An 11,901-nucleotide genomic window follows, 5' to 3' on the forward strand; every position below is an offset into this window, starting at 1 on the left:
TTCAACTATTTAATTTTCATAATGACGAATAAATAAATCTTCGAGAGTTGGTGGTGTAGATTCAATTTTTTTAACGCCTAACTTTACTGCTTCATTTAAAATATAATTAATTTGTTTATTATCCGCAGAAAATGTCGCTTGATTATTATCTTGTTTAAAATCATATACACCTTCTACTTTAGATAAATTAGCCACATCTGTCTCAGTTTCTATCATTATCGTAGAACGTGTTAAATGTCTTAATTCATTGAGTGTGCCACTTTCTACAATTTCACCTCTGCGAATAATAGCCACTCTATCAGCTAGACGTTCCACTTCACTTAAAATATGTGAAGATAATAAAATAGATTTTCCGTTATTTTTAATTTTTTCAACCTCTTCTTGAAATACAACTTCCATTAATGGATCTAGACCAGAGGTCGGTTCATCAAAAATATATAAATCTGAGTCTACTGATAAAGCTGCTATCAAACCGACTTTTTGACGATTACCTTTTGAATATCCTTTAGCTTTTTTCTTAGGGTCTAGTTCAAAACGTTTAATTAAACCATCTCGTTTTTCAATATCTCCATTGCCATGTAATTTCATAAATAAATCTATAATTTCTCCGCCTGTCAAATTCCCCCATAAGGCAATATCTCCTGGAACATAAGATATACGTTTATGAATTTCAAGACTTTCTTTCCATACATCTTTACCGAAGATTTCTACATCACCTGCATCACGTTTAATAGCACCTAATAATATACGCAGGGTAGTAGATTTTCCAGCACCATTAGGACCTATAAATCCTAAGACTTCCCCTTTATTTATTGTAAAAGATACGTTGCTTAGAGCTTTAAAATTACCAAACTTTTTCTGTAAATTATTAATTTTTACAACTTCCTCCATAATATTGAAGCCTCCTTTTGAAGTATTTGATTCTTTTTAAACTTCGTCTTCCTTATAAAAACTATGTTTTAATATTTGAGCGTAAATGTTCCATTCTTTAAGGTATCGTTCGCCAAAATTAGAAAGGTTTTCAAAAGAATTGATTTGTTGAAGTCCTTTTTGTCCAAAGCCGTACATTGTCCAATTAAGAATTTCAATTGCTTTGTCGATATCTATATCATCACGAAATTTGGAATAGTCGATATTAGCATATATTTTTTGCCTTCCATCTTCATATATACGAGAAACATGTTGTTCAATGATAGATTTGATTTCTAGTGATTCTTCTTCAATTGTAGATTTTAGAAAATCAAAAATTTCAGGGTGATTTTGTTGGACGTATAACTTTTGTAAACCAATATTCTCAATTCTATTAAATAAATCTGTTTCACTTAAATCAATTTCTTCATACATATTCTCTAAAATTTGAGTGCTATAACTAATCAAATAACAATAAAGCTCCTTTTTACTGTTAAAATAATTAAACAATGACCCTTTAGATATATGTGCTTGTTTCACGATTTCATTTGTTGATGCCTTGTCAAAACCACTTTTTATAAACTCTTTGATTGAGGCATTCACAATCATTTTTTGTTTATCTTTTTTCAGCTTATTAAATATACTGTTGATAAAAGCGCCCTCCTTTAACACTCAAAATTGACTAAATTGGTCATTTAAATTATATATAAATTGACCGAAGTAGTCAACATCTCTTTTATACATTTCACATCCATATTTTTTATTGACAAAGAAGGCCCTTGTATTGATAAAGGACAATATGTTATATATAAGGTCCATTCAAATATGTGCTAATTATTTTTTATTCATTTTATACATAGCCTTATTGTTAATAAGAACTTCTCAGAAACTAAGTGTTTGTAGCGCTCCAGCTATAGTTAAAAAAAGTACTTTTCCTATATTGAATCAGTATTTTAATCATCTTTTCTTATATTTTTAATTAACATAATCGATGATTATCAGAAGTTTTAATGTTATGAATCAAGATTACTCTTAAAACGAGTGGTTTTCTTTTGAGATATAAGACCGATTTATCGGCTAGACTCTAAAATGGAAATTGAATAATTTTAATATCCCATAAAAGTTTCTTATATGCTTTAACACTAATTTATTTGGCACAATATCCTTCATTTTCATTGGATAAAAAACGCTGTACATAGAAAAACACTTTCGTATGATCCATTTAAAATGAATTCAACGAAAGTGCCTTTACTTTAGCCTTACTTCTTTGATAATCTTTCTACTAATACTTGAAATATCAAGAAGTTACGCACTATAAAACAAAGATTATGATGTCACTTTTAATTCAAATGACTGCCATGGTTTTAATAAATTTAATAAGAAATGTTCTTCTTTTTTTACATGTCCGATAACATTTTTATAGCCTTGATTTTCCATATCTTGTAATGCGATTTGCAGCTCCCCTTTGTAATGACCGTATTGTTCATTACAAATCACAATATCACCCTTTTTAATTTGTACTGTATTATTTGGCGGGAATGGCTCATCTTTATAATGGACACGACTCATCGTTGATCGTATAACATAATCTGAAATATCACCCCGATTGAAATGAAATTCCTCTGTCACAATGGTTTCATCTAATTCAGTAATATCGTTATTTAAATAAACATCAAAACTAGGCATTGCTAAATTAATTTCTGAAAGTGATTGTAGCTCAGATTCAGAAGCAAATGCGTTACCAATAATAAAATCATCTACTAAATTCGTCATTAATAAATGCTTAACTTGTACTGCTATAGGTAAATTTCTATGACTTTCTAGTGTAGGTAATCCTTCCATAATCATCCAAGGTCCAACTGTTGCCTCTTGTGAAGTAACAAAAGCTGCAGTGTGAACATTATTTCTTTTATAAGCTTCACTCGTGTTTACAAAATGTTGATATGATAAGCCAGTATAGGTTTGAGGATAAAAATTGTGACAACCTACAAGTTTGTCTAAATTAGGTTGATAACTTAACACTTCTTCAATAAATGTATCACTCACACTGATGTTTAACTCTACATACATATGCTGTTTGTTATAACTCAGTTGTGCTATTTCTTGTGCTGAAAATCCTGCATCAACGCGTATTCCTGATACACCTAGTGTTTTAAAAAAGGACAAATCATCACGCTTTAAATTCAATGCTTCAAAAACTTTATGGTTAATATCTGCAATCACAGTCATATCATTCTCTTTAGCAACTTTTACCACTGACTTAAATTTATTAAAAACCGCTTCTTCATCACTTTTAACTGAAAGTAAATTTGTGAAGATGCGCTTAAATCCGAATTTTGCACTCATTTCTATATAGTCACACATTTCTACTAAATCAGATTGTGTCGGATAAACTGAAATTCCTAAATTATGCATATATATTTACTCCTTATTTGATTTATATATAATGCCACGCATTTGACGATGTTCAATCAATACACGAGATTTTTCAAAAAAGAGGATACTCGTAAATATTAATAAAAGTAATATTATGCCCCAACCAAACAAGTTAATATTTTCAAATATGGATACAGGTACAACGACGATAAATGGTATAGCTATAAGCAATAACCATCTATTAAAATGAACTTTATTGACTATAAAATGGGCTATTTTATAAAAGCAAAATATGAGTAAAAATAATACTATTAAATAAATCAATCGCATCATATTAACACTTCTCTTCTAATTTTTGATATAACTCAATCATTTTTTCAATTAAATTTTTTTCGCTAATCGCTGTCATTAAATGGTCTTGTGCATGTATCATCAATAACGAGGTTTGTACTTTGTCACCATTTATTTCAGACTGTATTAACTCTGTTTGTATATTATGTGCCATACTCATTTCTTGCTTCGACTCTGCCATCAGTTCATTCGCTTCTTCAAAATTAAATGCTGTAGCTGCATCCAAAGCTTCATATGCTAAACTTTTCGCATTACCACCATGTGAAATAATTTCAAAAATAATTTGCTCGTTTTGTTCAGTCATCAAATCTCCCCATCTCAATTAATCGTCGTTTAAAGCATCATTTGTAGTGCCTTGTTCTTGCTCTAACATTTTACGTTCATACATTTTAAAGAACGGATAGTATATGATTACTGCTACTAAGAGGTTAAATACGACTAACACCAGTGCTCTCCAGTCACCATTCGTTGCAAATAATGCCCCCAAAGGCCCCGGTAATGTCCATGGCGCAAGTATCGTGATTTTAGCTATCAAACCTAACTTAAATACAAAATAAGTAATCGTCGTTAAAATAAGTGGAATGCCTATAAATGGTAAAGCAAGAATCGGATTCATAACTAATGGCGCACCAAATATAAGTGGTTCATTGATGTTAAATATACTCGGTATAATGGAAAAACGCCCTACCTTCTTCAAATATTCAGACTTAGAAAATATCATCAATATACACAAACTCAGCGTCGCCCCTGCACCGCCTATCCATACAAACCACTGGAAAAATGGTTCAACAATAATATGTGGTAATGGTTCCCCAGCAGCCTTAGCATCAATATTTTGGTCTAGTAAAGAAAACCAAATAGGTTGGAAGACTGCACCCATTACTGCCACACCATGTATACCTGCTGACCATAAAAGTACAATGAAAAACACAGGGATTAAAGCACCTAATAAACTGTCACCAGCAAAATTGCCTAAAGGTTCAAAGATTTTATTAATAATGGCGTTTAAATCTATGTTTAATATCACTCTTACAAACCAAGAAATAACGATAATGACGATTGCTGGTACCAAAGATTCAAACGAACGCGCAACAGATCCCGGTACCTGATCCGGCATTTTAATCGTAAATCCTGACTTCACTACAAGCCGCATCATCTCAACAGCAAATATCATGGAAATGATTGCTACAAACAAGCCGGAACCACCTAAATCTGCCATAGGTAACACATAACCAACAGCGTCACTTTTAGGTAATTTATCATCTAAGTTGAGCGGTAACGTCATCATTAAGAATGTGGCTAGTGAAAGTAACCCTCCTGCTTGGCCATCCATTTTATATGATTTTGCTAAGCTGTATCCCATTGAAAATGCAGCGTAAACTGCCATCAAGCCCAACGTCATTCTATTAGCGACCATTATCTTCTCAGCATGTGGTTCTACCAATTTTTCTAAAGCTGGTATGGGTGGAGACGCAAATAAAGTAAAGAACGATCCAACAATGATAAGTGGTAGTGTTGCAATAATACCATCACGAATAGAAGTCAAATGTCGTTGTTCAGAAGCTTTGGCCATGGGTGGCATCAATACCTTTTCTATCCATTTCAAAAATTTCTGCATAACATACACCCTCTGTTTACTTATTTAATTTAGTACTTATACATACGTTTTTATTTGCTTTAAAATTTTAGGTGCGCCAATGGGTGTATAGCCCATTGGATCTATGACATCTACAGGTTTATTAACTGCTTCACCGATTTTTTTAAATTTATCTAATCGATGTCTAACTTGAGGTGCTACTAAACCTAAGTCGTAATCAGCAATTTCATTTTCAAATGCTTCGGTTCCAACTGCTACAATTTCCAAATCAAAATTTTCTTTTGAAGCTTCTTTCTTCACAGCATCCACAATCATAGAACTAGACATGCCACCTGAACAAACCATTATTACTTTCATAAAACAACATCCTTTCAGTATTTTCTTTTTTTAACTTTAACTGCTTGCCGAGTACGTTCTAATAATTTCGTATGTCTTTCATAATCTCTACTGGCTAATGATACAAATAAAATATCTATGACATTGAGCATGGCTATACGTGAACTCATAGCTGCACTTCTCACTGGCTTTTCTGAAGAGCTATAAAATAAGTTAATATTGGCTAAGTCTGCCACATCATTATTGCTATATTTAGTTATGGAAATAATTTGAGCACCCGCTTTATGCGCTAACGCTAATGACTGCAAAATATCTTCTGTTTGGCCAGTGTTAGAAATAGCAATAACAATATCATCCTTTGTTACATTGGCACTCAATGTTGCTTGTTCATCATAGCTCTTACCAATCTCACACCACTTATCGATGCGTGTAAGCTTTTGCTTTAAATCTTCTGCAATAATTGACGAAGCACCAATACCAAACACACAAATTTTTCTAGCCTGATGTATCATTAAAGCCGCTTGTTCTAACGCTAATGGTGATAAAATTTGAGCTGTATTTCTTATAGATTTAGCATTACTTTGAGAAATACTGTTTATCACGCTTTCATTGGAATCATTAATATTGAGTTCTTCATAATCATATTCAATTTCATTGTTGCTATTTAACGCCATAGCAATTTCCATCTTCAAATCTTGAAAGCCCTTACATTTAATTTTTTTAGATAACCTAACAATCGTCGCTTCGCTGACATTTGTTAGGTGTGCTAAATGTTGTATTGAACTGTTGATCGTTTCATGCGGATAATCGATGATATACTGTGCCACTCTATACTCCGATGGATTCAAAGTCGCTAATGATGATTCCAATAATATTAAAATATTGCGAATAGTTATCACCTCTTTTCAAAATATTGTTTCATCTTAGCTACAATTTACAAAATATTATTTCGTGTGTCAAATTATATTTTATATGTAAAATAACACTTGTTGGAATATTGCTTACTGCGCGCTGAAGATTTCATCATTTATTATCACCTTTTTTCTTTCAATATATCGAAAGTTCCAAGAAACCTTGCAAGTTAGATATACTCACTATCCTGAATTTGCTAAAATCAATACTTCATTTTAAAATTGATTTGAATATAATATTGGAAATTTCAAAATTTCTTTAGGTGTTAAATTTTTTAACGGAGTGATTTCATGAAACGTAACATTGAATTATTAAAAAATATCATTGATACTTCTAATAGCATTACATTTTTCACAGGAGCAGGTATATCTGTTGCAAGTGGTATTCCTGACTTTCGTTCTATTGGTGGTTTATATGAAGAAATTTCAAAAAAGGGTTACTCACCTGAGTATTTATTAAGTGAAGCGTATTTTCAAAATGATCCTGAAGGTTTTATTAATTTTTGTCATGACTATTTACTCTTTGCTGATAAAAAACCAAATATCGTTCATCAGTGGATTGCTCAACTTGAACAACATCAACAATCACTGGGTGTCATCACTCAAAACATTGACGGCCTACATTCAGATGCCGGGAGTTCACACACAGATGAACTACATGGTACACTAAACCGATTTTATTGTATTAACTGTGACCAAAAATATTCTAAACAATACGTTATTCATCACAATTTACGTCATTGTGAAACTTGTGGAAGTCCAATCAGACCAGATATCGTACTTTACGGAGAAATGCTAAATCAAGACACGATATTTGATGCCCTACATAAAATCAAATCAGCTGATACCCTAGTTGTTTTAGGTTCTTCACTGGTCGTTCAGCCTGCCGCCGGTCTTATATCAAACTTTGAGGGTCAAAACTTAGTTATTATTAACAGGGACCCTACACCTTATGATAGTGATGCAAATTTAGTAATACACGATGACATGGTTTCAGTCATTAATGAACTGCGTGCAACATCGTAAATTTCCAAATAAATGAGTATGCGCGTATCGTATAGAAAATAAAAAGCGTATCTACATGTATCATGCATGTAGATACGCTTTCTCTTTTTATAATTTCAATATTATTCAATTACTGGTTCTTCAAATTTAGCCAGCGTTGGTTTTGGCGTAGAAATACCTTCTTCATTAAAGTAATGTAAAACTTCTTTACGCAATAATCTCTGACCTGGAAAATGCATACCTGGCTTTACATGCACTAATAATTTAATAATCATTTGATTGCCGTCGATACTGTCTAACCCTAATAAATCAGGTGCTGCAACAAACATGTCATATTTATCTTTGAGTGTTGGTAAAAAGTCTAATAATTTTTTCTCAATCATTTCATAATCTTCTGATGGTGAAACGGGTATCATCACAAGTGGTGATACATCTGTTGCAGAGTAGTTTACAATTTCACTTATTGTTCCATTGGGTAAAGTATATATTTCACCTGTATCTGATTGTATGCGTGTTGATCTTAAACCAATTGTTTTAACTGTACCCTCTGCAATCGTCACACCAGACGCATTAATTTGCACATAATCACTCACGTCAAATTGTCCTTCAAATATAATAAAGAAACCGGTTATGATATCTTTGACAATTGTTTGTGCACCGAAGCCGACCGCTAGACCGACCACACCAGCACCGGCTAAAATTGCCGATACGCTTATCCCAAAGCGTGAAAGTATAGAAGTGAGTACGATAAACCATACAACATAACTAATTAAATTTTGAACAAGTGTAGATAACGTCTCACTTCGTTTAATTTTATAATGTGTTTTTTTCTTTGCATTTGCTTTGAAAAATTTCGTCACTAATTTCTTCGCAATGGTAATCACAATAATACCTATCAAAATATATGCCACAATAATTAATATATTGACTAAAAGCGATTGATAAAATTCAACCTTTGTTAGTGGTTCAATCAACTTCATAAAAAATTGCTTCAATTGATTCATATTGTATTTCCTCCATTCTTAGCTCGCTATACGATTGCGTTACAATACATCAAATAGTAGTGATTTATTAAGAAATTGCTTTTCCCATTACAAAAGTTATCATACTTTAAATGTTATCTAAACCCTTAAAGGTTTTGAACAACTTACTTTAACTTAAAATGACACTTTTATTTCAATATGCAGTCTAAAAGCAGGATAGATATTCGCTATCCTGCTTTATTTTGTGTGTATATAAATTATAGAAAACCTTTATCTTTAACATAGTTATAATTGCCATGAAACTTTTCAAAATTTTTATTTTTCAACAAATAAGTGACGCTAAATAGCTTATTAAGAAAGTATCTATCATGTGACACAGTAATGATGGTACCTTCATAATCCAATAAAGCTTCTTCAATTGCTTCTTTTGCATCTATATCTAAATGGTTCGTTGGTTCATCTAAAACTAGTAAATTATAATCACTATTTACTAGTTGCGCCCATCTAACTCTGATTCTTTCTCCACCACTTAAATCATTAACTCTTTTAAAAACGTCTTTGCCATAAAACATAAAGTTAGCTAACATATGTCTAGCCTGACCTTCTGTTACATCCACCTTTTCTCGAAAAATATTTAATATCGTATCATTTTCAACTTCCTCAAACTCATGCTGAGAAAGATATCCAATTTTTAAATTGTTTGCAGTTTTAATTGAACCTTCATCTACAGAAACTTGTCCTAAAATCATTTTTAAAAAGGTTGATTTACCTGTTCCATTGTCACCAATGATAGCAACATGTTCACCTCTTCTAATCAACATATTCACATTTTCAAATAATAAAGAATCATATGCTTTAGCAACATTTTCCATTTCAATGACTTTGTTTGAAACACGTTTGCCTTCTTCAAGCACTATGTTCATTTTTTGTGAATCTAACATTGGCTTTTCCAAACGTTTGATGCGATTTAAGGCCTTTTCCATACTTTTAGCCCGACGGTACATTGCAGCGTTGGGTGGTTTTGCTTGGCTCGCCCATAATTTTAATTGCTTAATAGATTCTTTCATTTTTTTAATTTTCTTTTGTTGTGTTTTATAAGCTTCAAATTCAACTAATAACCTTTTTTCTCTCTTTTCAACAAAATATGAATAATTGCCATTATAACTATAAAGTTGCTTCTGATCTATTTCTATAATTTGCTGTACTGTTTCATCTAAAAAATAGCGATCATGCGAAACAATTACTGTAGCGCCTTCGTAATTCTCAATATAGTTAGCTAACCATTCGATAGAACTAAAATCAAGGTGATTCGTCGGCTCATCTAAAAGTAATAAATCTGTAGGTTTAATCAATATTTGTGCAATACCTACTTTTGTACGTTCTCCACCCGATAAATCTCCCCATTTTGATTCGAGCAAATGTTCTATATTTAAACCATTAGCTACTCTACGTATTTTAGCATCTATTTCATAACCATCATGCGTTTCATAATATGACTGTAATTCGCCGTACCGAGACATTAAATTATCTATATTTTCCGTTTCGTGACTCATTTTTTCTTCAATCACTTCAAGTTGGTCTGATATACGATTTAAAGTTTGAAACACAGATTGCAAACATTGATAAATGTTTTGATGTGATTCGTATTCAGGTATCTGGTTTAAATATCCAATCTTTAAATTTTTCTTCCAACTGATTACGCCTGATGATGGTTTTTCTATACCAGATAATAAATTCAATAAGGTAGTCTTACCTTCTCCATTTCTCCCTACTAAACCAATAATATCTCCAGCGTTAAGCGTAATTTTAATATCATCGAATAAAGTTTCTTCAATAAATCTTTTAGAAATGTTAGATGCGTTTAATATATTCATTTTACTTCCTCCATATCGTCTATAAGGAAGCAAAATTCAGGTGTCAGTTCCTTATAGACCGTTGATTAATTTCAAAAAAGACAGACTTCACCAATTTTGAAGTTAACCCTGAAAATTTGTTGCGAACGATTTGTAGAAATCTGCAACTTTGCGCTATAAGAAACATTACGACACCTCCTTTTATATAATTAATAAACATTTTACAATATTTTGTTTATTTTTTAAAGATTCATTTATATCACTTATTAATATGAATGCTCAATCGTAATAGAAATATCATTAACATTAATCATTTTATATTAAATTTTCACTATTTTTACTTCTAGATTAAACAAACAGTATGCTATATAATAAATGGATGTGTGTAATTTCAATCTTTTGGGGGGAGTATTTTGAAGTATATTGAAGAAATACCTATTATTAGGTCTATTGCAACGCTATTTATTGTATGTGTTCATCTATCTGTTTCATACATAAATAACGAAAACAGTCTTAGTATGACAATTATTGCAGGATATCTTAGCCAGATTGGTCGGCTCGGCACTCCTGTTTTTGCAGTTATTAGTGCCTTTTTATTAACACATTCTGTCTTGAAACGCGGTTTTGATTTAAACTATTTTGTAAAATCACGATTTACTAAAATATTTGTACCATACATAATTTGGACAACTGTATATTTATACTACTTAGGCGTTGTTGAGGTAAACCTAGATAGTAATAAAAACTTTATAGGATATTATTTATTTGGAACTGGAAATTACCATTTATATTTTATATTAACCGTTCTTCAGTTTTATATTTTATTTCCAGTCTTACAAAAAATTAAAAAGGCTTACCATTACTGCTAACATACGTTTTCTCTACAATACTCACTATATTCTGGCAATTGAACTACGAACAATTTTCAATTGATATACCGGTCATAGGTACTTTTGTTATGAGTAGAGCGTTTATTTTCAATTGGATTTCTTATTTTATTTTAGGGATTGTATTCGCAAGATATTACGAGGAGATAAACATGGGTATTAGAAAATATAAAACCTTATTATTACCTTCTATTGTAGTCGTTTTTATTTCATTTTTAATATTTATTGATTTAGATCATTTCGTAACATCATCCCATCCAATGTTTTTACTATATACACCGTTTTTCTTAGCATTTTTAATTTATTTTTACCTTCTTATCAGAAAAAGTAAATCAATCATGAAAATACTAACTTTAATCGGTAATTACTCTATGGGAATTTATTTAGTACATCCTTTAGTAAAATGGATTGTAATGAAAATACCAATTTTTGATAATAGGGATAGCTTTTTATTATACGGTATTTTATTTATTATTATAGTTACTATATCTGTAATAATCATTAATTTGCTTATTAAAATTCCGAATGGAAACTATATCGTTCCAGTGCCTAAAAAGTCCAAAATCGTAAGTAATCAAACTAAATATTTTATTCGTGAGGCAACGCATTAACTTAACTAATTCCAATAATTTTTTATAACAAAGAGGCTACTATAAACCAATACTTTCGGTTATTTAGTAGCCTCTTAAATAT

Annotated in this window: 13 protein-coding genes; 3 read left to right on the forward strand and 10 right to left on the reverse strand. The window is 31.3% G+C overall.

Going from position 1 to position 11,901, the window contains the following annotated elements:
• Positions 1 to 9: 9 nt before the first annotated feature.
• The 8 genes from AB1J10_RS00385 to AB1J10_RS00420 form a co-directional block, all read right to left on the reverse strand.
• The gene (locus AB1J10_RS00385) at positions 10 to 891 is read right to left on the reverse strand and encodes an ABC transporter ATP-binding protein (protein ID WP_031900888.1); all 882 of its coding nucleotides are present in this window, start codon (positions 889 to 891) and stop codon (positions 10 to 12) included.
• 36 nt (positions 892 to 927) lie between these two features.
• The gene (locus AB1J10_RS00390; protein ID WP_119517738.1) at positions 928 to 1,518 is read right to left on the reverse strand and encodes a TetR/AcrR family transcriptional regulator; all 591 of its coding nucleotides are present in this window, start codon (positions 1,516 to 1,518) and stop codon (positions 928 to 930) included.
• Positions 1,519 to 2,235: 717 nt separating this feature from the next.
• Positions 2,236 to 3,324, reverse strand: a complete 1,089-nt coding sequence (locus AB1J10_RS00395; RefSeq protein WP_224396255.1) for a DUF871 domain-containing protein — start codon at positions 3,322 to 3,324, stop codon at positions 2,236 to 2,238.
• A gap of 6 nt (positions 3,325 to 3,330) precedes the next feature.
• Positions 3,331 to 3,618: a hypothetical protein gene (locus AB1J10_RS00400; RefSeq protein WP_369002895.1), complete on the reverse strand. Its 288-nt coding sequence runs from the start codon at positions 3,616 to 3,618 to the stop codon at positions 3,331 to 3,333.
• Position 3,619: 1 nt separating this feature from the next.
• Positions 3,620 to 3,940, reverse strand: coding sequence for a PTS lactose/cellobiose transporter subunit IIA (locus AB1J10_RS00405; RefSeq protein WP_369002896.1), 321 nt, complete (start codon positions 3,938 to 3,940; stop codon positions 3,620 to 3,622).
• An 18-nt stretch (positions 3,941 to 3,958) separates the two neighbouring features.
• Positions 3,959 to 5,254 carry a PTS sugar transporter subunit IIC gene (locus AB1J10_RS00410; RefSeq protein WP_210140107.1) on the reverse strand — a complete coding sequence of 432 codons (1,296 nt, stop codon included), beginning with the start codon at positions 5,252 to 5,254 and terminating at the stop codon, positions 3,959 to 3,961.
• Positions 5,255 to 5,290: 36 nt separating this feature from the next.
• Entirely contained in the window at positions 5,291 to 5,590 is a 300-nt protein-coding gene (locus AB1J10_RS00415) for a PTS sugar transporter subunit IIB (protein ID WP_210138381.1), read from the reverse strand.
• 14 nt (positions 5,591 to 5,604) lie between these two features.
• Positions 5,605 to 6,468: a MurR/RpiR family transcriptional regulator gene (locus AB1J10_RS00420; protein ID WP_369002897.1), complete on the reverse strand. Its 864-nt coding sequence runs from the start codon at positions 6,466 to 6,468 to the stop codon at positions 5,605 to 5,607.
• Positions 6,469 to 6,771: 303 nt separating this feature from the next.
• Here AB1J10_RS00420 and AB1J10_RS00425 point away from each other — a divergent pair, with 303 nt between their 5' ends.
• A complete protein-coding gene (locus tag AB1J10_RS00425) occupies positions 6,772 to 7,506 on the forward strand; it encodes an NAD-dependent protein deacylase (protein ID WP_369002898.1) in 735 nt (244 codons plus the stop codon).
• A gap of 101 nt (positions 7,507 to 7,607) precedes the next feature.
• Here AB1J10_RS00425 and AB1J10_RS00430 read toward each other — a convergent pair whose 3' ends face one another.
• Positions 7,608 to 8,489 (reverse strand): mechanosensitive ion channel family protein, encoded by an 882-nt coding sequence (locus tag AB1J10_RS00430; RefSeq protein ID WP_224396258.1) that lies wholly within the window; start codon positions 8,487 to 8,489, stop codon positions 7,608 to 7,610.
• Positions 8,490 to 8,725: 236 nt separating this feature from the next.
• On the reverse strand, positions 8,726 to 10,342 hold the full coding sequence (gene abc-f / locus AB1J10_RS00435; protein ID WP_369002899.1) for a ribosomal protection-like ABC-F family protein: 1,617 nt from the start codon (positions 10,340 to 10,342) through the stop codon (positions 8,726 to 8,728).
• Between the two features lie 392 nt (positions 10,343 to 10,734).
• Here abc-f and AB1J10_RS00440 point away from each other — a divergent pair, with 392 nt between their 5' ends.
• Positions 10,735 to 11,190 (forward strand): acyltransferase family protein, encoded by a 456-nt coding sequence (locus AB1J10_RS00440; protein ID WP_369002900.1) that lies wholly within the window; start codon positions 10,735 to 10,737, stop codon positions 11,188 to 11,190.
• Positions 11,191 to 11,228: 38 nt separating this feature from the next.
• Positions 11,229 to 11,819 (forward strand): acyltransferase family protein, encoded by a 591-nt coding sequence (locus AB1J10_RS00445; protein ID WP_369002901.1) that lies wholly within the window; start codon positions 11,229 to 11,231, stop codon positions 11,817 to 11,819.
• Positions 11,820 to 11,901: the final 82 nt, after the last annotated feature.

Source organism: Staphylococcus cohnii species complex 1663, from assembly GCF_041008415.1.
GTDB classification, from domain to species: Bacteria; Bacillota; Bacilli; order Staphylococcales; family Staphylococcaceae; genus Staphylococcus; species Staphylococcus ureilyticus.

Excerpts from the sequence above, each read along its gene's own strand:
- AB1J10_RS00385 (WP_031900888.1), bottom strand. The coding sequence starts at position 891 with ATGGAGGAAGTTGTAAAAATTAATAATTTACAGAAAAAGTTTGGTAAT.
- AB1J10_RS00390 (WP_119517738.1), bottom strand. The coding sequence starts at position 1,518 with ATGATTGTGAATGCCTCAATCAAAGAGTTTATAAAAAGTGGTTTTGAC.
- AB1J10_RS00395 (WP_224396255.1), bottom strand. The coding sequence starts at position 3,324 with ATGCATAATTTAGGAATTTCAGTTTATCCGACACAATCTGATTTAGTA.
- AB1J10_RS00400 (WP_369002895.1), bottom strand. The coding sequence starts at position 3,618 with ATGATGCGATTGATTTATTTAATAGTATTATTTTTACTCATATTTTGC.
- AB1J10_RS00405 (WP_369002896.1), bottom strand. The coding sequence starts at position 3,940 with ATGACTGAACAAAACGAGCAAATTATTTTTGAAATTATTTCACATGGT.
- AB1J10_RS00410 (WP_210140107.1), bottom strand. The coding sequence starts at position 5,254 with ATGCAGAAATTTTTGAAATGGATAGAAAAGGTATTGATGCCACCCATG.
- AB1J10_RS00415 (WP_210138381.1), bottom strand. The coding sequence starts at position 5,590 with ATGAAAGTAATAATGGTTTGTTCAGGTGGCATGTCTAGTTCTATGATT.
- AB1J10_RS00425 (WP_369002898.1), top strand. The coding sequence starts at position 6,772 with ATGAAACGTAACATTGAATTATTAAAAAATATCATTGATACTTCTAAT.
- AB1J10_RS00430 (WP_224396258.1), bottom strand. The coding sequence starts at position 8,489 with ATGAATCAATTGAAGCAATTTTTTATGAAGTTGATTGAACCACTAACA.
- abc-f (WP_369002899.1), bottom strand. The coding sequence starts at position 10,342 with ATGAATATATTAAACGCATCTAACATTTCTAAAAGATTTATTGAAGAA.